Source organism: Phenylobacterium sp. (assembly GCF_016793225.1).
GTDB lineage: Bacteria > Pseudomonadota > Alphaproteobacteria > Caulobacterales > Caulobacteraceae > Phenylobacterium.
Map to the genome: position 1 here is coordinate 1 of NZ_JAEUMN010000041.1, position 18,796 is coordinate 18,796.

15 protein-coding genes and 1 pseudogene are annotated in these 18,796 nt (G+C 71.8%); 8 read left to right on the forward strand and 8 right to left on the reverse strand.

What is annotated here, in order from left to right:
- The 3 genes and pseudogenes from JNK30_RS04530 to JNK30_RS04540 form a co-directional block, all read left to right on the forward strand.
- A pseudogene (locus JNK30_RS04530) lies at positions 1–898 on the forward strand (acyl-CoA dehydrogenase); the annotation flags it as partial.
- Positions 899–906: 8 nt separating this feature from the next.
- On the forward strand, positions 907–1,371 hold the full coding sequence (locus JNK30_RS04535; protein ID WP_293480597.1) for an OsmC family protein: 465 nt from the start codon (positions 907–909) through the stop codon (positions 1,369–1,371).
- A gap of 68 nt (positions 1,372–1,439) precedes the next feature.
- Positions 1,440–2,030: a hypothetical protein gene (locus tag JNK30_RS04540; protein ID WP_293480599.1), complete on the forward strand. Its 591-nt coding sequence runs from the start codon at positions 1,440–1,442 to the stop codon at positions 2,028–2,030.
- Between the two features lie 422 nt (positions 2,031–2,452).
- On the opposite strand, the gene JNK30_RS04545 is transcribed toward JNK30_RS04540, so the two are convergent.
- The 4 genes from JNK30_RS04545 to JNK30_RS04560 form a co-directional block, all read right to left on the reverse strand.
- Positions 2,453–2,929, reverse strand: a complete 477-nt coding sequence (locus tag JNK30_RS04545; RefSeq protein ID WP_293480601.1) for a very short patch repair endonuclease — start codon at positions 2,927–2,929, stop codon at positions 2,453–2,455.
- On the reverse strand, positions 2,926–4,098 hold the full coding sequence (locus JNK30_RS04550) for an NAD(P)/FAD-dependent oxidoreductase (protein ID WP_293480625.1): 1,173 nt from the start codon (positions 4,096–4,098) through the stop codon (positions 2,926–2,928). Before JNK30_RS04550 ends, JNK30_RS04545 begins: the two co-directional genes overlap by 4 nt.
- 3 nt (positions 4,099–4,101) lie before the next feature.
- Positions 4,102–5,091, reverse strand: coding sequence for a cysteine synthase A (gene cysK / locus JNK30_RS04555; protein ID WP_293480603.1), 990 nt, complete (start codon positions 5,089–5,091; stop codon positions 4,102–4,104).
- Positions 5,092–5,307: 216 nt separating this feature from the next.
- A complete protein-coding gene (locus JNK30_RS04560; RefSeq protein ID WP_293480605.1) occupies positions 5,308–6,432 on the reverse strand; it encodes a DNA cytosine methyltransferase in 1,125 nt (374 codons plus the stop codon).
- A gap of 183 nt (positions 6,433–6,615) precedes the next feature.
- Here JNK30_RS04560 and JNK30_RS04565 point away from each other — a divergent pair, with 183 nt between their 5' ends.
- Positions 6,616–7,086 carry a hypothetical protein gene (locus tag JNK30_RS04565; protein ID WP_293480607.1) on the forward strand — a complete coding sequence of 157 codons (471 nt, stop codon included), beginning with the start codon at positions 6,616–6,618 and terminating at the stop codon, positions 7,084–7,086.
- Positions 7,087–7,093: 7 nt separating this feature from the next.
- Here the strand turns inward: JNK30_RS04565 and JNK30_RS04570 are convergent, their stop codons facing one another.
- Positions 7,094–7,222 (reverse strand): hypothetical protein, encoded by a 129-nt coding sequence (locus tag JNK30_RS04570; RefSeq protein WP_293480609.1) that lies wholly within the window; start codon positions 7,220–7,222, stop codon positions 7,094–7,096.
- A 162-nt stretch (positions 7,223–7,384) separates the two neighbouring features.
- On the opposite strand from JNK30_RS04570, the gene JNK30_RS04575 reads away from it, so the two are divergent.
- Genes JNK30_RS04575 through JNK30_RS04585 form a run of 3 tightly spaced genes read left to right on the forward strand, consistent with a single transcriptional unit; the run spans position 7,385 to position 10,943 of the window.
- Positions 7,385–9,136 (forward strand): amidohydrolase family protein, encoded by a 1,752-nt coding sequence (locus JNK30_RS04575; protein ID WP_293480611.1) that lies wholly within the window; start codon positions 7,385–7,387, stop codon positions 9,134–9,136.
- 11 nt (positions 9,137–9,147) lie between these two features.
- Positions 9,148–10,185 (forward strand): TauD/TfdA family dioxygenase, encoded by a 1,038-nt coding sequence (locus JNK30_RS04580; protein ID WP_293480613.1) that lies wholly within the window; start codon positions 9,148–9,150, stop codon positions 10,183–10,185.
- Between the two features lie 2 nt (positions 10,186–10,187).
- Entirely contained in the window at positions 10,188–10,943 is a 756-nt protein-coding gene (locus JNK30_RS04585) for an enoyl-CoA hydratase/isomerase family protein (protein WP_293480615.1), read from the forward strand.
- 54 nt (positions 10,944–10,997) lie between these two features.
- On the opposite strand, the gene JNK30_RS04590 is transcribed toward JNK30_RS04585, so the two are convergent.
- Positions 10,998–11,882, reverse strand: coding sequence for a Ku protein (locus JNK30_RS04590; RefSeq protein WP_293480617.1), 885 nt, complete (start codon positions 11,880–11,882; stop codon positions 10,998–11,000).
- A gap of 77 nt (positions 11,883–11,959) precedes the next feature.
- A complete protein-coding gene (locus JNK30_RS04595; RefSeq protein ID WP_293480619.1) occupies positions 11,960–13,363 on the reverse strand; it encodes a carboxylesterase family protein in 1,404 nt (467 codons plus the stop codon).
- Between the two features lie 164 nt (positions 13,364–13,527).
- Here JNK30_RS04595 and JNK30_RS04600 point away from each other — a divergent pair, with 164 nt between their 5' ends.
- Positions 13,528–15,705 carry a TonB-dependent receptor gene (locus tag JNK30_RS04600; RefSeq protein WP_293480621.1) on the forward strand — a complete coding sequence of 726 codons (2,178 nt, stop codon included), beginning with the start codon at positions 13,528–13,530 and terminating at the stop codon, positions 15,703–15,705.
- 75 nt (positions 15,706–15,780) lie between these two features.
- Here the strand turns inward: JNK30_RS04600 and JNK30_RS04605 are convergent.
- A partial coding sequence (locus JNK30_RS04605) for an error-prone DNA polymerase (protein ID WP_293480623.1) occupies positions 15,781–18,796 on the reverse strand: 3,016 nt, incomplete at its 5' end.

The window sequence follows — 18,796 nt, forward strand, 5'->3', positions numbered from 1 at the left end:
GGGCGTGGGGCTGCAGGGCGTGGCCCAGGCCGAGGCCGCCTACCAGGCGGCGGCGGCGTTCGCCAAGGAACGCCTGCAGGGGCGCTCGCTCACGGGACCCAAGAACGCCGACGGCCCGGCCGATCCGATCATCGTCCACCCCGACGTGCGGCGGATGCTGATGGACATGCGCGCCATCGTGGAAGGCGGGCGCGCGTTCATGGCCTGGACGGCGCTGCACGGCGACCTGGCGCACGCCAGCCCCGACGAGGCCGCGCAGCAGAAGGGCCGCGACTACATGGCCCTGATGACGCCGGTGGTGAAAGCGTTCCTGACCGACCGCGGCTTCCAGGTCTGCTCCGACGCCATGCAGGTGCACGGCGGTTCGGGCTTCACCGAGCACTTCCCGGCCAGCCAATACCTGCGCGACGTGCGCATCGCCCTGATCTACGAGGGGACCAACGGCGTCCAGGCGCTGGACCTGGTGGGCCGCAAGCTGGCGGCCGACGGCGGGCGCGGCGTGATGAGCTTCTTCGCCGAACTCGACGCCTTCACGGCCGCCGAGACGGCCGCGGAGATGAAGCCCTTCACCGAGGGCCTCGCCAAGGCCAAGGCCGAGCTGCAGGAGGCCACCATGTGACTGATGCAGAACGGGCTCGCCAATCCCGACAACGCCGGCGCCGCGTCGACCGACTACCTGCACCTCTTCGGCCTGACCGCGCTGGCCTACATGTGGGCGCTGCAGGCCAAGGCGGCGCTGGCCCGGATCGCCGCCGGCGACGCCGACCCGTTCTACGCCAACAAGCTGGTCATCGGCCGCTACTACGTCGAGCGCGTCCTGCCCGAGACGTCGAGCCGACTGGCGAAGCTGAAGACCGGCTCGGAGCTTCTCATGACGCTGCCGGCCGAGGCGTTCTAGGCCCGGCGATGGCGACCTATCGCGCCACCGTCGAGTGGACCCTGAAGGACGGCGAGGACTTCGCCAACGGCCGCTACAGCCGCGGGCACACGGTGAGCTTCGCCGAGCATGTGGTTCCAGCCACCGCCTCGCGCCATGTGGTCGGCAAGTGGGCCGCGCCCGGGGCGGTCGACCCGGAGGAGATGCTGGTGGCGTCGATCTCCAACTGCCACATGCTGACCTTCCTCCATCGCGCGCGCCTGGCCGGGTTCGTGGTCACCCGCTACCGGGACGCCGCCGAGGGGGTGATGGAGAAGAATGCGGACGGCCGCATGGCCGTGACCCGGGTGACGCTCCGCCCAGAGATCGCCTACGACGGCGCGCGCCCCACCGAGGAGCAACGCGACAAGTTGCACCACGAGGCGCACGAGGAGTGCTTCATCGCCAACTCGGTGACGTGCGAGATCGTGGTCGAGGAAGCGGCCCACGATTAGTTCGTATTTCGTTCTTGACGTTCATCCGGCTTCGCCTAAGGTCAAGCTTGCTTGCGAGGGAGGACGTCGTGGGATTCAGCGGGAGTTGGGCGGCCGTGCAGGGTGCGCCGCGCGACGGGGTGCTAGCCGCCCTCGGCCTCGAGCCATCGGGTCAGAGCGACGCTTTCCCGGACTTTCGCGTCTGCCTGGGCGAGTTGCCCGGGGGCTGGCTGCTCCTCTGGTACGATCGCGACCTCAGCACGGCGTTCGAGGCGGCCCGCGACCTGTCCCCCCTGGGTCCGGCCCTGGCCTGCGCGATCGAGGAGCACGTGATGTTCCAGGAAGCGCGGGGCTACGCCGACGGCGCCGAGGTGTGGCGCGTGACCCACGATCCCAATAGAGGCGGGAGCCTCTACCACCTCGAGACCGACGGCGCGCCGCCTCCCGAGCTCGCCGGGATTCACGCCGACCTGAAGGCCCAACAGGACGCCGAGGGCGGCGAGACGGCCGGTGTCGACCTCATCTGCGACGTGCCGCTCGAACTGGCCAGGTCGATCTGCGGCTTCAAGCACGACCTGGATCCGCCCGATGGCGTCGTCTTCGAAGAACTCCGCCAGGCGAAGCGCGCGACGGGAACGTCCAGGCCCGGCTTCTTCGCGCGGTTGTTCGGAGCCCGTTAGCGACAGGCCGCGACAGAGCGTCCTCCCCCGTCCGTCCGACGGCCGTCTCCGCAGTCGCTCGCTCGAATCGCGGGGGACGCGGAGAAGATCGCGGAATCCTCGCGTAGCCTCCGATCCCTGCGGTCAAGCAGGCCGGCTCCTCCGCCCCGCCGCACCCTCCTCTCCCGCGAGCGGGAGAGGGGGACCGCCCGCCGAAGAGCGGGTGGTGGAGAGGGCAAGCGGCAAGCACAGCGCGGAGGACGACGTTCGCGACGCCAACGCGGTGATGGCCGCGTGGGGTCGCGACTTCCCAGGTCTAGCGGTCGTTCATCGCCCCGAGCCTGACCCGCCTGAGTTAGCCGCGCTCGTTGAGGGCCTAAGCCGCGCTGGCATCGCATTTGCGCGCATACCAAACCCGGTCGATGCGCAGTATGTGTGTCGCCTTAGCATTGGTCCGATTGGGGCATCTTCGGCACAGGCATCACCCGCTGGCTTGCCGGGGCGACAGGAATCGGGGCGATCAGGCGGCGGAGGCGTTCGTCCAGCGCAGCGAGGTCCCTGAGTTCGCACTCCCAGATCACCTCCACCCGCCAGCCGGACGCGGCCAGCGCTTCGGCGCTGCGGGCGTCGCGTGCGGCGTTCCGGCCGACCTTGGCCACCCAGTAGTCGCGGTTCTGCTTCGGGACCCGCGCGCCGCGCGGGCAGTCGTGGCCGTGCCAGAAGCAGCCGTGGACGAAGATCGCCAGCCGCCGGCCGGGCATGACGATGTCGGGCGCGCCCGGCAGGTCCTTGCGATGCAGCCGATACCGCGCGCCCAGCCGCGTGAGCGCGCGGCGGACGACGAGCTCGGGCGAGGTGTCGCGCCCCTTCACCCGCCGCATGACGGCCGAGCGCTTGGCGGGATCGAAGACGTCGGTCACGGCCGCAGGGCCTTCGGCGAGGGCCCGAGCCGGAAGCTGCCCGCCAGCACACTGGCGGCGTGGCCGCGCAGACCCGGCGCCTGCGACAGCGGGGCGAAGATGTGGTTGCGGAACCATGGCCAGAACCGGCTGCTCGATTGAAACAGCGGTGTCAGGAGACGGGACAGCAGCTGATAGGGCGCCGTCTGGAGGCGGCGAGCGAACTGGTAGCCCGCGACCTGGGTAGGACGTTCGACCCGCTCGGCGAGCTCGACCCCATCCAGCAGCGCGAGGTTGGCCCCCTGGCCGAGCTGCGGACTGGTCCCATGAGCCGCGTCGCCGATCATGACCACGGCGCCGCGATGCCAGCGTCCGAACGAGACGTCGCGATAGATGGCCCGCGAAAAGCCTTGGGGGGTCAACTGGGACAGGACCGGCTGGGCTTCAGGCCACATCCGCGCAACGCGGTCGCGCCAGGGCTCGAACGCGTCGAAGGCGTCCATCCCGGAGACCGGCAGCGACCAGAAGAAGCTCACCTGCGGCGGCTGGCGGGCGCTGTCCCGGCCGACAGGCAGAATTCCGATCATCACGGACGCGGCGTCGTATCGCTGATGCAGCCGGCCCGCATACTGCCCGTCGGGGTCCTCGGCGTTGGCCCACACCGCCCCCCAGGGATAGACCGTCGCGCGGACGCGGGGATGGATGATCGATCGAAGCCGCGAGGCCGACCCGTCCGCCGCCACCACAAGGTCGAAAGGGCCGTAGGTCCGGCCCTGCGCGTCCCGCAGGCGCGGCGCGTCGAAGTCATCGACCGCGGCGATCGCCGTGCCGGCCTGCAGGTCCACCCCCGCGTCCAGGGCGGCGTCGTGCAGGACCCCGAACAAGCTGGACCTCTGCACGCCGACGCCGAACGCGCCGGTCCGCCAGCGCGAATAGCGCATGTCCATGATCGCCCGGCCGGAGAGGTCGCGCCCGTCGAGATGGTCGATGCGGGCCCCGCGCGCCAGCACCGCCTCATGCAGGCCGAGCCGACGAAGAGCCGCGAGGCCCGACGGCTGCAGGAGCAACCCCGACCCGACGGGACGGGGCGTCTCGAACGCATCGAAGAGGCGGACCTTGCAGCCCTTGCGCGCCAGGGCGACCGCCGCCGTCAGTCCGGCGACGCCGCATCCGACGACCCCGACCCGCAGGACCTAGAGCCCGTCGAAGAGGGCCGTGGAGATGTAGCGCTCGGCGAAGCTGGGGATGATGGCGACGACGAGCTTGCCCTTCATGTCGTCGCGGCTGGCCACGTCGAAGGCCGCCACCAGCGAGGCGCCGGAGGAGATGCCGACCGGGATCCCTTCCTCGCGCGCCACCCGCCGCGCCATCTGGAAGGCGTCGTCGTTGGCGACCTGCACCACCTCGTCGATCACGCTGCGGTCGACGATCGAGGGGACGAAGCCCGCGCCGATGCCCTGGATCGGGTGCGGGCCCGGCTGGCCGCCCGAGAGCACGGGCGAGGCCTGCGGCTCGACGGCGATCATCTTCACCGACGGCTTGCGCGCCTTCAGCACCTGGCCGACGCCGGTGATCGTGCCGCCGGTGCCGACGCCGGAGATCACCGCGTCGACCGCGCCGTCCGTGTCGTTCCAGATCTCCTCGGCCGTCGAGACGCGGTGGATCAGCGGATTCGCGACGTTGTCGAACTGCTGCGGCATCACCGCGCCGGGCGTCGCCTCGACGATCTCCTTGGCGCGGGCGACGGCGCCCACCATGCCCTTTTCGCGCGGGGTGAGCTCGAGCTTGGCGCCCAGGATCACCAGCATCTTGCGCCGCTCGATGGACATGCTCTCGGGCATGACCAGGATGCACTTGTAGCCCTTGGCCGCGGCCACGAAGGCGAGCGCGATGCCGGTGTTGCCGCTGGTGGGCTCGACGATCGTACCGCCGGGCTTCAGCACGCCCTTGGCTTCCAGGTACTCGATCATCGCCACGCCGATGCGGTCCTTCACCGAGGCGAGCGGATTGAAGAACTCGAGCTTGGCGACGACCTCGCCCTTCGGCTTCAGCGCGGCGGTCAGGTGCGGCAGCCGCACGAGGGGCGTGTCGCCGATCAGGTCGAGGACGGAATCGTGGATGCGGCCCCGCCCGGAACGGCGGTAGCGCGCGGCGTCGTAGGCCTTGTCGGGGGTGGCGTCCATGGCCGGACCTCTCGGAGCATCAAGGACCGCGACCTTAGGCCTTTGGCGGCCATTTGGAAGCGAGGACCGGGCCCGTGGACGCCAGGTTTTCTAACAGGGCCCCTGGGTCGGCTTGTCCCGGCAATCATGGTCTGGCCGGTCGCGCCCTCAGGCGGAGGGAGGCGTGAGATAGCACGCGGTGGCGAGGTGGGCGGCCCCTCCCCGGGAGAGCGCCTCCTACTCGGCCGCGATGGCCGCCGGCGCGGCCAGCAGCGGCTCCAGCAACTCGCTCGCCAGCCAGCGCACGACGGGCACGGCGACGCCGTCGCCGGCGACGTGCAGCGCCGCCGTGGCCGTCTTCGGCAGGCGGTAGCTTTCGGGCAGGCCCATGAGCCGCGCCGCCTCCCGCGGGGTCAGGAGGCGGGAGCGGACCCGGCCGCCCTCCACCACCACGATCGCCTGCCGCGAGGAGCCGCCGCGCGGCGTCCGCAGGCAGCCGGCGAGGCCGTCGAAGCGGACTTCCGCGCGCTGCACGCGCTGCCCGTCCTCGACGCGGGTCCGGCGGAAGACCGCGCCCACGGCGCGCCCGCAGCGGGCCTCCAGCCGCGCGCGGTGCAGCGGTCCCATGAGCTGGAGCAGGCGCGCGGTCTGGGCCGGCGTGTGCCAGCGGACGTCGGCGTCGGGCTCGAGCAGCGCGGCGAGGTCGGTGTTGCGCGCCGGCGGCCGGGCGAGCCGCCACCAGGCCCAGGCGTCCGCCAGCGCCTGCGGCAGCGCGGCGTGCGCGGCGCGGACCGCGCGGGTATGGAACGGGCTGTCGCCGACGAGGCTGGCCGGCGCCTCCCGGGCGGCGATCACGAACAGTCGGGGCCGCGACTGGGGAAGCCGCGTCGCGGCGTCGATCTCCAGCGCCCCGAAGCGGTAGCCGCGACGGGCCAGGGCCGCGCCCAACGCCGCGAAGTCGGCGCCGCCGCGCGAGGTGAGCAGCCCCACCACGTTCTCGATCACGATCAGCCGGGGCGCGCGGCCCTCGTCGTCCAGCGCCTCCATGAGCCGCCAGAAGCCGAAGAAGGCCGAGGACCGTCCGCCGCCGAGCCCGGCCCGCGTCCCCGCGAGGCTGAAGTCCTGGCAGGGACTGGAGGCCCAGGCGAGGTCCGCGCGGCCCGGGAGGTCCCCCGCCTGCAGCGCCCACACGTCGCCTTCGCGGAAGTGTCCGGCCGCGTCGGGGAAGTTGTCGCGGTAGGTGGCCGCCTTCACCGGATCGAAGTCGTTGGCGAAGGCGCAGGCCCAGTCCGCGCCCAGCCCGAGCCGCGCCATGCCGCCGCCGGCGAAGAATTCGTAGAAGGCGCGGGGCGGGCGACTCATATGGGGTGCGAGTCTAGCCCGCCCCGCGAAGATCGGAAGGCGCAGGCCGCTGGAGGAACCTGGAGCGACCGGCCGCCTCCGTGACGCCGGCGGGCGCTTCAGCCCTGACCGGTCGCGGTCACGATCCCTTCCAGGTCGTTAACGGCGCTGGAAACTTGCCGGTTAACGCGCGCAAGGTGGGCCATGCGTTCTCAAGCCCTCCTCCCGTTCCTCATCCTCCTCGCCGCCTGCCAGCCGCAGGATCCCGACGGCAAGCCCGCCGCGCCGCCCGCCGACGCGCCGCCGCCCGCGGCCACGGGGGCGCCCGCGGCTGCGCCCGCGCCGGCCGCCATGGACATCAGCCAGCCGATCACCGCCCGCGGAACCGAGCCCTTCTGGGCCCTCGTCATCGAGGGCGGGACGCGGATGACCCTGAAACGGCCCGACCGGCCCGACCTCACCGCAGAGGCGCCGGGCGCGGCGCTCAGTCCGGGCCGCGCCGTCTGGGTGGCCAAGGCGGCCGACGGCCAGCAGATCACGGTGACGCTGTACGCCAGCGACTGCTCGGACGGCATGAGCGACGCGCGCTATCCGATGGCCGCCGAGGTGGTGCTGCTGAACGAGAGCCTGCGCGGCTGCGCGGCGAAGACCGCGGAGCTGCCCCGCGGCGGCTGAGGCGGCGCTACTCGCCGATCTCGAGGGTGGCGATCTGGCCGGGCCGTTCCACGCCGCCGATGTCGGGGCGGGGCATGGCGAAGCCGGCGGTGACGGCCGCAGCCGCCGCAACGGCGATGACAATTTTCAGGCGCATCGGCGTCCTCCTTCTGGAGGTTCCTGTCGTTTCGGGTCGCGAGGAAATGCAGCCGCCGCCCGCGGGTTCCGCGCCCATGACGAGCAAGTCCGCCCTTGACCGACCGGTGCGGCAGGGCGGCAGAATGCGGAAAACACGGTACGCGACATAGGGAGCCCGGCCATGGAGAAGGCCTTCGATCTCGTCCTGCGGGGCGGCACGGTCGTGGACGGCACGGGGGCGGCCGCCTTCGAGGCGGACGTGGCGGTGAAGGACGGCGTCATCGCCGCCGTGGGCCGCGTCGCCGGGTCGGGCGCCGAGGAGATCGACGCCAGGGGCCAGCTGGTCACCCCCGGCTTCGTCGACATCCACACCCACTACGATGGCCAGGCCACCTGGGACGGCCGCATGCAGCCCTCGTCGTGGCACGGCGTGACCACGGTCGTGATGGGCAACTGCGGCGTCGGCTTCGCGCCCTGCCGACCCGACGACCACGACCTCCTGATCCGCCTGATGGAAGGGGTCGAGGACATCCCCTTCCCCGTGCTGGCCGACGGCCTGCCGTGGAACTGGGAGACCTATCCGGAATACCTCGACCGGCTGGCCGAGCGGTCGTTCGACGTCGACATCGGCAGCCAGCTGCCGCACGCGGCGCTGCGCGTCTATGTGATGGGCCAGCGCGGGGTCGACCGCGAACCCGCCACCGAAGCCGACATCCACGCCATGGCGGCGATCGCCAAGCGGTCGATGGAGGCGGGCGCGCTGGGGTTCGGCACCTCGCGGACCCTGAACCACCGCAGCTCGGACGGCTCGCCCATCGCCACCCTGACCGCCGGCGAGGACGAGCTGACCGGCATCGCGCTGGGCATGGCGGCCGCCGGCAAGGGCGTCCTGCAGGTGGTGTCGGACTTCAACGACCCGGTGGCCGAGTTCGCCATGCTGCGGCGGATCGTCGAGCGGTCGGGCCGGCCGCTGTCGTTCTCGCTGCTGCAGAGCCCGCGCCAGCCCGAGCAGTGGCGGTACATGATGGAGCAGATGAGCGAGGCCAAGGCGGCGGGGCTCCAGATCCGGGCGCAGGTGGCGACGCGGCCCGTGGGCGTGCTGTTCGGCCTGGAGCTGACGGTGAACCCGTTCAGCTCGCACCCCAGCTACAAGGCGATCAAGGAGCTGCCGCTGGCCGAGCGGGTGGCGCGGCTGCGCGATCCTGAGTTCCGCGCCCGGCTGCTGGCCGAGGAGGCGGCGTCGAGCCAGGCCGCGGGGGCCTCGCCGATGCGCTCGTGGGACCGCTTCTACCTGCTGGGCCAGGACAGCCCCGACTACGAGCCCACGCCCGACCACTCCATCGCCGCGCTGGCGCAGCGGACCGGAAAGGCTCCGCACGAGATCGCCCTCGACCACATGCTGGACGGGGGGGCCGGCGAAGGGCGCGGCATGCTGTACCTGCCGCTGCTCAACTACGCCGACAACGGGCTCGACCACGTGTGGACCCTGCTGCAGCACGACTGCGTGGTCCCGGGCCTCTCCGACGGCGGCGCCCACGTGGGCATGATCTGCGACGGCAGCTTCCCGACCACGAACGTGGTGCACTGGACCCGCGACCGCACGCGGGGTCCGAAGCTCAGCCTCGAACACATGATCAAGGGCCAGTGCCGCGACACGGCCGAGACGGTGGGCCTCTACGACCGGGGGCTGGTGCAGCCGGGCTTCCGCGCCGACCTGAACGTGATCGACTACGCTCGCCTGACGCTGAAGGCGCCCAGCGTGGCCTACGACCTGCCGACCGGCGGGCGGCGGCTGGTCCAGCGGGCCGAGGGCTACACCGCCACCATCGTGGCCGGCGAGGTCACCTACCGCGACGGGGAACCCACGGGCGCCCTGCCCGGCCGCCTGCTGCGCGGCGCCCAGGCCGCGCCGGCGCGGATGGCGGCGGAATAGGGAGAGACGCCATGAACGCTGTGACCCCCGAGTTCCGGCCGCGCGAGCTGGAGACCGCGTGCGAGTGGACGGCCAGGGACGTGGCCGACCCGGCCGCCTGGACCGAGATCCTGTCGTCCGCCGAGGTGGACGAGCTGGAGGCGGCCGTGGCCCACGCCTCGGCGGTGTCCGACGACTGGCTGCGGATCGGCAAGGACCAGTTCCCGCTTCCGACCCTGGGCCCGCGCCTCAAGGCCATCGAGAAGGAGCTGATCGACGGCCGCGGGTTCGTGCGCATCCGCGGTCTGCCGCGCGAGCGCTGGACTAACGACCAGATGAGCCTCGCCTACTGGGGCGTCGGCATGCACCTGGGCAAGCCCTGGCCGCAGAACGCCAAGGGCCACCTGCTGGGCGACGTGACCGACCACGGCAAGGCGCCGGGCGACCCCACGTCGCGGGGCAACGAGATCGGCCTGGTCGGGCTGGACTTCCACTGCGACGGCTCGGACCTCGTGGGCCTGATGTGCCTGCAGACGGGCGTCTCGGGCGGTCTCTCCGCCGTCTGCAACTCGGTGGCGCTGCACAATCGGCTGGTGCGCGAGCGCCCGGACCTCGCGGCCGAGCTCTACAAGCCGCAGCCCTTCGACTACCGCGGCGAGCAGCCGCCCGGCCGGCCGGGCTGGTACCTGATGCCGATCTTCACCGAACTGAACGGCCGCCTCTTCATCCGCCTGATCCGGCCCTATGTGCTGGCCAGCCAGCGGCATGAGGACGCCCCGCGGCTGACCCCCGCCGCGGTGGAGGCGCTGGCCTGGATGCAGGGCATGGCCGAGGGCGGCGAGTACTCGGTGATCATGGACTTCCAGCCCGGCGACATGCAGTTCATCAACAACTTCCATGTGCTGCACGGCCGCACCGCCTACGAGGACGACCGCGCCACGGGCAGGATCCGCCACCTGAAGCGCCTGTGGCTCGAGACCGAAGTGCTGGCCGAGCGGCCGGCGCAGTTCGTGAACCGGATGGGGACGCACTGGGCGCGCAACCTCACCATCAGCCGGATGGATGCCTGACCATGGGCGACCTCGTCATTCGAACCGACCGGGACGGCGCGGCGACGCTCACCCTGAACCGGCCCGACAAGCTGAACGCCCTGAACGTGGCGCTCTTCCAGGAGCTGGATGCGGCCGTGCGCCGGCTGGCCGGCGAGACCGAGACGGTCGGGCTGGTGATCGTGCGCGGCGCCGGACGCTGCTTCTGCGCGGGGCACGACCTGGCCGACATCGCCGCTGGCGAGAAGCTGCCCGAACCCTTCTACCAGTCGAAGGTCATCGAGCGGCTGGCCAACCTGCCGCAGCCGGTGATCAGCGCGGTGCACGGCCACTGCTACACCGGGGGGCTGGAACTGGCGCTGGCCGGCGACCTGATCTTCGCCGCCGAGGGCGCGCGTTTCGCCGACACCCACGCCAAGTGGGCGCTCACGCCGGTCTGGGGCATGAGCCAGCGCCTGCCGCGGCGAGTGGGGACCTATCGGGCCCGCGAGCTGATGTTCACCTGCCGGACTGTGATGGGCCCCGAGGCGCTGTCGCTGGGGCTCGCGGACCTCTGCGTCCCCGACGCCGAGTTCGACGCCCGGCTGGAGGAGCTCTGCGGCCAGATCCTCGCCAATTCGTGGTTCAGCCACCGGGCCAACAAGCGGCTGCTGGTCGAGACCGACGGCATGACCCAGTCTGAGGGCCTGGCCCACGAGATCTTCCGCGGCGCCGGACGCGGCCCCGACATGGAAGCGCGCATCGCGGGCTTCCAGAACAAGACGGTGAAGCAGGCGTAGGGCGGAGGCCTTCGCAGCGCGCTCCAGCGCGCGCTGTCCACCCGCCGGCAGCTCCTAAGCGCGCTTCTTCGCCGCGGGCTTCTTCGCGGGGGGCTTCTTCGCCGAGGCATTCTTCGCCGGCGCCTTGCGGGCGGCGGCGCTTCGGGCCGGGGGCTTGCGGCGCTCGCCGCCCTGACCGAGGCTGCGCTTCAGGGCCTCCATCAGGTCGATGACCTCGGCCTCGCGAGGCTCTTCGACCTTCTCGACGCCGTGGCCCTTCTCCTTCTGCCGGATCAGGTCGCGGAGCGCGTCCTCGTAGCGGTCGTTGAACTTCGAGGTGTCGAAGGGGCCCTCGAGCTGCCCGATGATCTTCTCGGCGATCTCGACCATGGCGGTGGGCGGCTTCTCGTCGGGGATGCGGTCGAACACCTCGCCCGCGTCGCGCACCTCGCGGTTCGAACGGATGGTGTAGGCGAGGATGCCCCGGTCGCGCGGCTCCAGGGCGATCAGCCGCTCGCGCTGGTGCATGACCAGGCGCCCCAGCGCGACCTTGCCGGCCTTGCGCATGGACTCGCGGATGACCGAGAACGCCTCCACCGCCATGTCGCCGTCGGGCGTCAGGAAATAGGGGTCGTTCCAGTACAGCCGGTCGATCTCGGACTCGTCCACGAAGCGTTCGATGTCGAGCGTGCGCGTGGTCTCCAGCCGGACGTTCCTGATCTCCTCGTCGGTGACGACGACGTAGTGGCCCTTGGAGACCTCGTAGCCCTTCACGATGTCGGCGCGGTCGACGGGGCCCGTCTCCGGATCGGTGGGGATCATCCGGATGCGGTTCATCGTCTCCTTGTGCAGCATGTTGAACTGCACGTCCCCGGTGCGCGCCGTGGCCGTGTAGAGCGCCACGGGGCAGCTCACGAGCGAGAGGCGCAGGTAGCCCTGCCAGGTCGGACGAGTGGCCATGGGAGACTCCGAATTTGCGGAGTCGGGAACGCGGCCGGGGCGACTCGGTTCGGCGGGTGTCTGCCCACGGAACGACGTCAGCGCGGCCCCACCTCGCGTTCGGCGGCGTCCAGTTCGGCCTTGCGGAAGTTCGTGCGGATCCCGCCCGGCGAGCCGAACTCCATGAGACGGTCGCCGCGCGGGTCATAGGCAGGCCATTCCGCGCAGGGCGCGCCGGATCTCGCGAACGTCACCCAGCAGCCGTGCATAAGCGTCGCCATGGCCCGGTCCTCGGCGCTGACGGCGCTCATGGGGGTGCGCCGACCCCAGTACTCGAAGACGTACTGGATCTCGGCCGCGTGCGCGGCGCGGGTCATCTGCGGGCGGAAGCGGCTGCCCACGTACGAGAAGTGGTAGAGCCACGCGGGCGCGCCGGCCGACGCCTTGCCGGCGATCCACCGCGCCGGGGCGCCGAAGACCCGGTCGGTGAACCGGTCGCGGTCCTGGACGGTGCGCAGGCCGCCGGCGAGCGGACCGCCGAACGCGACGGAGTCCTCGCCCGAGTTCCAGCCGATGATCAGCGGGACGTCGGCCGCCCGGCCGGCGGCGATCGCCTGGGCCGCCGTCTCCCTGAGCGTGCGGCCGTCAGGCCAGGGGTTGTATTCGGCCGACAGGGGGGTGAGCCGTTCGAAGGGCAGCGCGCGCAGGTCCGACGCCGAGGCGCCCGGCTTCGCGCCGGCCTTCTCGAGCAGGGCCACGCCTTCCGCTTCGGCCTGGGCGCGCGTGCGCGGGGGCGACCAGCCGCCGCCGGACTGGACCACCGCCTTGTGGAACAGCCCGCGCGCGCCCGGCGCCGCCAGCAGCGCCAGCACGCTGGCCCCGCCCGCCGACTCCCCGAAGACGGTCACGTTCCGCGGGTCGCCTCCGAACGCCGCGATATTGCGCCGGACCCACTTCAGCGCCGCGATCTGGTCCATCAGGCCGAAGTTCGCGTCGGGGCCCAGCGCGGGATGCGCGAGGTAGCCCAGCGCGCCCAGGCGGTAGTTGATCGACACCAGCACCACGCCGTCGCGCGCGAAGTTCTGGCCGTCGTAGACCCAGCCCGCCCCCACCCGGTGGCCGCCGCCGTGGATCCACACCATCACGGGCGCCTTGCGGGCCGATTTCGGCGCGAAGACGTAGAGATGCAGGCAGTCCTCCGAGACGGGCCCGTTGGCGCCGCCGAAGGCGTTGGGCGTGCCGTCGGCGTTCATGGGCTGCGGACACGACGGGCCGTTCTTCGTGCCGTCGCGCTCGCCCGTCCAGCGCGCCGGCGGCTGCGGCGGGCGCCAGCGAAGGGGCCCGACCGGCGGGGCCGCGTAGGGGACGGCGCGGAACACATGGGCCCGCTCCGTGGACTCGCCGGTCACGACGCCCGCCTCGGTGCGCGCCGACGGCGCCTGCGCCCAGGCCGCCTGTCCGGCCATGAGGAGCGCCGCCGCGACCCCCAGGAACATCCGCATCGCCCGCCTCCGCTCCGACTGCACCGAGTTTAGACCGGTCTTGCGCCGGCGCCGCAACCGCCCCCCTTTCCCGCCCCGCGGCCCCGGTCCAAAGTCCCGCCCCGGTAAGCGTCGACACTCACGCCCGCGCGGGTGCGAGCCCGGCGGCGTCAGGGGACAGTCTCTTGCTTCAGCGTACCTTCTGGCTCTCCACGGCGGCCTGCATCGCCCTGGCCCTCCCGGCCGCGGCCCAGGCGCCGCCCGCGAGCCCGGCCCGGGCCGAAGCCCCGCCGAACACCGTGGGCGAGGTCAGGGTCGAAGGGACCGCGCCGCCGGTGCGCACCTCGATCGACCGCCAGAGCTATTCGGTCACCAACGACCTGCAGGCGACCGCGGGCTCGATCAGCGACGCCCTGCGCAACCTCCCCTCGGTGGAGGTCGACGTGAACGGCAACGTCAGCCTGCGCGGCGATCCCAACGTGACCATCCTGATCGACGGCAAGCCCTCGGGCCGGTTCCGCGGCGAGGGCAAGGGCCAGGCCCTGCAGAGCCTGCCCGCCAGCCAGATCGACCGCGTGGAAGTGATCACCAACCCCTCGGCCGCGTTCAATCCCGAGGGCAGCGCCGGGATCATCAACCTCATCACGCGCAAGAGCGCCCCGCCGGGGCTCGGCGGCAGCGTGCGGGCGAACGTGGGCTCGGGCGGCCGCCAGAACGGCGGCCTCAACCTCACGCGCAAGGCGGGGCCCGTCACCCTCAACGGCGGCCTCTATCTGCGGCATGACTCCCTGCAGCAGACGTTCCGCAGCGACCGCCGGTTCCAGGATCCGCTGGCGCCCGGCGACATAACCCAGACGCTGCGGATGGGTAGCGCGGGGACGGTGAACGTGGCCGGGGTGCGGGCCGGGCTGGACTACGACCCGGACCCGAAGACCCGGATCAGCCTCGAGCTCGACTACAGCGGCGTGACCTTCGCCACGGACCTGCTCGAGAACCTGCGGCAGACGACGGCCGCCGGCGCGACGCGGGCGGACTACGACAACGGCGCCGGCCTGAGGCAGGACCGGGACAGCCTGGAAGGCCAGGTGAGCTATCGGCGCAAGTGGGCCGAGGATCATGAGTTCACGGCCAGCCTGTCGCGCGAGCGCAACGACGAGGACCGGACGCGCCCGATCCTGCGCACCTTCCGCACGCCGGCCACGGGCCCGGTGTTCGAGCTCAGCGACAACCGCAACCGCTTCTGGAACACGCGGCTGAAGGCCGACTATTCCCGGCCCACGCCCGGCGAGGGCAAGCTGAAGCTCGGCTATGCCTGGGACTCCGACGACAACGACTACCGGCTGCTCTTCATCCGTGGACCCGGAGCAGGCCCCTACGCCATCGATCCGGCGCGCTCGAACCTCTTCCGCTTGGACCAGCAGGTGCACGCCGCCTACGTCACCTACGAGCGGCCCCTGGGCGACCTGACCGCGCTCGCCGGGCTTCGCGCCGAGGCCACGCTGATCGATCTCGACCAGCCGACCCAGGGCGTGCGCGCCTCGAACGACTATGTCCGGCTCTATCCCAGCCTGCACCTCAGCCACCAGCTCAGCGAGGCCCAGCAGCTGAAGGCGAGCTACTCGCGGCGCGTCCAGCGGCCGCAGGCGCAGGACTACAATCCGTTCCTGGTCTACGTGAACCCGACGAACCGGTTCCAGGGGAACCCCGACCTCAGGCCGCAGGTCACGGACTCGTTCGAGGCCGGCTACCAGTACCGCAAGCAGGGGACGATCCTGCTCGCCACGGGCTACTACCGGCGCACCCGCGACGGCGTGAACGACGTCTACCGCGACCTGGGCGGCGGCGTGATCCTGCAGTCGAAGGCCAACGTCGGGCGGGCCCAGAGCGCCGGGGTCGAGCTGGTCGCCAACGGTCGGCTGCCGGGGCGCGTCACCTACAACGTCAGCGGCAATGCGCTCTGGAACGAGATCGACGCCCGGGACCTGGGGTTCGGCGCGGGCGTCCGCTCGGCCTACACGGTCTTCGGCCGCGCCTCGCTGAGCTGGCAGGCGACGGACAAGGACTTCCTGCAGTTGCAGGGCTTCATGAACGGCAAGCAGCTCCTGTCGCAGGGCTACCGCAAGCCTCGCGGCGGCCTGAACCTCGGCTACCGGCGCAAGTTCAGCGACCAGCTTTCCGGCGTCGTGACCGTGCAGGACCTGCTGGACACCCAGGGCTACGCGACGGTGATCGACACGCCGCTCTTCCGCGAGCGGAGCCGCGGAGAGTCGGGCAACCGCGCGGTGCTGGTGGGCTTCACCTACACCTTCGGCGGCCGCCAGCGCGACCAGGGCTTCGACTTCGGCGGCCCGGGCCCCTCCTGAGCCGCGGCCGCCCCCTTCCGGAGCCTGCGGCCAGACCGGGACGACAGCGTTTGAGATCGGGGAAACGCCCGCCCGTCAGTGGAAATCGCGGCTGCGGATGAGACGGCCGGTGACGTTGGAGCGGACGGCGATCCTGGCTTCGTCGTCGCGCAGCTCCGAGAGCCGGGCCGAGAGGTCGGTGAAGCGCTGGGCCACCAGGTGGACGACGCCGTCGACGCTCTGCACCTGGCCGTGGACCACCAGGAACGCGGCGCTCATCACGGTCCTGCGGTTCGCCTCGAAGGCGTCGCGCCAGACGACGACGTTGGCGATCCCCGTCTCGTCCTCCAGGGTCATGAAGACGACGCCCTTCGCGGTCCCAGGCCGCTGGCGCACCAGGACGAGGCCGCCCACGGCCAGGCGCGTGCGGTCGCGCACCGACACCAGCGTGGCGCACGTCACCACCCGCTGCCGGGTCAGATCGGCGCGATAGAAGCTGACCGGGTGCGCCTTCAGCGACAGGCTGGTGGTGCGGTAGTCCTCGGCCACGTTCTGCGGCAGGCTCATGAAGGGCAGCTCGACCTGCGCCTCCTTCAGGCTCTGGCGCAGGAGCAGCGGCGCGGTCCGCTCGGCCCCCCATTCGGGCGACAGCCCCTTCACCGCCCAGAGCGCGTCGCGCCGCGTGTAGCCCAGGCTCGCGAAGGCGTCGGCCTCGGCCAGCAGCTCCAGCGCCCGTCGGCTGAGGCGGCCCTGCCGGGCGAAGGCCTCGATGGTGTCCGCGCCCGCCGCCCGGGCGGCCACCAGCGCCTCGGCGTCGTCCCGGCGGAAGCCCTTGATCTCGCGCAGGCCCAGGCGCACGGGGCGCAGCCTCTCGCGCGGATCGTCCTTGGCCTCGAGCGTGCAGTCCCAGTCGCTGAAGCCCACGTCCGGCGGCCGCACCTCGACGCCGTGCTCGCGGGCGTCACGGACCAGCTGCGCCGGCTGGTAGAACCCCATGGGCTGGCTGTTGAGCAGGCCCACAAGGAAGGCGTCGGGGTGGTGGCGTTTCACCCAGGCCGAGGCGTAGACCAGGATCGCGAAGCTGATGGCGTGGCTTTCGGGGAAGCCGTAGCTGCCGAAGCCCTCGATCTGCTTGAAGCAGCGCTCGGCGAACTCGCGGTCGTAGCCGCGCCGCACCATGCCCTCCACGAACCGGACGCCGTACTCGCCGACCGTGCCCATGTTGCGGAAGGTGGCCATCGAGCGGCGCAGGCCGTCGGCGTCGTTGTCCGAGAACTCGGCTCCCACGATGGCCACGCGCATGGCCTGCTCCTGGAACAGCGGCACCCCGAAGGTCTTGCCCAGGATCGATTCCATCTCGTCCTGCGGATACCCGGGGCCCGGCCGCGGATAGGTGACGGGCTCGATCCCCTGCCGGCGTTTCAGGTACGGGTGCACCATGTCGCCCTGGATCGGGCCCGGCCGGACGATCGCCACCTCGATGACCAGGTCGTAGAACTTCCGCGGCCTCAGGCGCGGCAGCATCGACATCTGGGCGCGGCTCTCCACCTGGAACACGCCCACGGAGTCGGCCTTGCAGAGCATGTCGTAGACCGCCGGGTCCTCCTGCGGGACGTGGGCCACGTCGGTGACGAAGCTGCCGTCCGGCAGCGGCGGCAGGAGGTCGAAGCTCTTCTTCAGCGCCGTCAGCATGCCCAGGGCCAGCACGTCGACCTTCATCAGCGCGAGGGCGTCGATGTCGTCCTTGTCCCATTCGATGAAGGTGCGGTCGGGCATGGCGGCGTTGCCGATGGGGACGGTCTCGTCCAGCCGCCGCTTGGTGAGGACGTAGCCGCCCACGTGCTGCGACAGGTGCCGCGGGAAGCCCAGCAGCTCCTGCGCCAGCGCCGTGGCGCGGCGGATCTCGGGCGCGTCGGGATCGAGGCCGCACTGGCGGATGTGCGCGTCGGGCACGCCGTCGCCGTAGGAGCCCCAGACGGTCCCGGCCAGGGCGGCGGTGATGTCCTCGGTGAGGCCGAGCGCCTTGCCCACCTGGCGGATGGCCATGCGCGGGCGGTAGTGGATCACCGTCGCCACGATGGCCGCGCGGTGGCGGCCGTAGCGGCGGTAGACGTACTGCATCACCTCCTCGCGCCGCTCGTGCTCGAAGTCGACGTCGATGTCGGGCGGTTCGCCGCGGTTCTCCGAGATGAAGCGCGAGAACAGGAGGTCCTGGTCGGGCTTGGTGGGATCCACCGAGGTGATGCCCAGGCAGAAGCAGACGCAGGAGTTGGCCGCCGAGCCGCGGCCCTGGCACAGGATGTCCTGGTCGCGCGCCCAGGCGACGATGTCGTGCACCGTCAGGAAGTAGTTCGGGTAGTCGAGCTTCTCGATCAGGTCGAGCTCGTGGGCGACCACCTTGCGCACCTTCTCGGGCACGCCGGCGGGATAGCGCCACGCCGCGCCGGCCCAGGCCAGGTCGCGCAGGTGCTGGATGGCGGTCTTGCCCGGCGGCACCGGCTCGTCCGGGTATTCGTAGCGGAGCTGGGAGAGGTCGAAGCCGATCCGTTCGGCGATCTCGACGCTGCGCTCGACCGCGCCCGGGAACTTCGCGAACAGGCGCGCCATCTCGTCCGGCGTCTTCAGGTGGCGCTCGGCGTTGGCGAGCAAACGCAGGCCGGCCTCGTGGACGGTGCAGGTCTCACGGATGCAGGTGAGCACGTCCTGCAGCGGCCGCCGCTCGGGGCCGTGGTAGAGGACGTCGTTGGTGGCCACCATGGGCGCGCCCGTGCGCTCGGCCAGGGCCGCCAGCCGCGACAGCCGCTGCAGGTCGCGCGCGCCGTAGCGCCGGGCCGCAGCCAGCCAGACGTCGGGCAGCGCGCGGGCGATCCCGCGCAGGCGATCCTCGAAGGCGGCGTCCAGGCGCTCGGGCGGGACCACGATGACGAGCTGGCCCTCGGCCTCCTGCATGAAGTCCGCCCAGTGCAGCTCGCACTCGCCCTTGGCCGACCGCATCTGTCCGGCGGTGAGGAGCCGGGTGAGCCGTCCGTAGGCCTCGCGGTCGGACGGATAGACCAGCAGGCTGGGCGCGCCGTCGGCGAAGTCGAGGCGGCAGCCGGTGAGCGCGCGGACG

What these genes read in the sequence shown, in the direction of transcription:
- JNK30_RS04575 (WP_293480611.1), top strand. Translation starts at nt 7,385, where the DNA reads ATGGAGAAGGCCTTCGATCTCGTCCTGCGGGGCGGCACGGTCGTGGAC.
- JNK30_RS04570 (WP_293480609.1), bottom strand. Translation starts at nt 7,222, where the DNA reads ATGCGCCTGAAAATTGTCATCGCCGTTGCGGCGGCTGCGGCCGTCACC.
- JNK30_RS04595 (WP_293480619.1), bottom strand. Translation starts at nt 13,363, where the DNA reads ATGCGGATGTTCCTGGGGGTCGCGGCGGCGCTCCTCATGGCCGGACAG.
- cysK (WP_293480603.1), bottom strand. Translation starts at nt 5,091, where the DNA reads ATGGACGCCACCCCCGACAAGGCCTACGACGCCGCGCGCTACCGCCGT.
- JNK30_RS04590 (WP_293480617.1), bottom strand. Translation starts at nt 11,882, where the DNA reads ATGGCCACTCGTCCGACCTGGCAGGGCTACCTGCGCCTCTCGCTCGTG.
- JNK30_RS04565 (WP_293480607.1), top strand. Translation starts at nt 6,616, where the DNA reads ATGCGTTCTCAAGCCCTCCTCCCGTTCCTCATCCTCCTCGCCGCCTGC.
- JNK30_RS04560 (WP_293480605.1), bottom strand. Translation starts at nt 6,432, where the DNA reads ATGAGTCGCCCGCCCCGCGCCTTCTACGAATTCTTCGCCGGCGGCGGC.
- JNK30_RS04580 (WP_293480613.1), top strand. Translation starts at nt 9,148, where the DNA reads ATGAACGCTGTGACCCCCGAGTTCCGGCCGCGCGAGCTGGAGACCGCG.
- JNK30_RS04535 (WP_293480597.1), top strand. Translation starts at nt 907, where the DNA reads ATGGCGACCTATCGCGCCACCGTCGAGTGGACCCTGAAGGACGGCGAG.
- JNK30_RS04585 (WP_293480615.1), top strand. Translation starts at nt 10,188, where the DNA reads ATGGGCGACCTCGTCATTCGAACCGACCGGGACGGCGCGGCGACGCTC.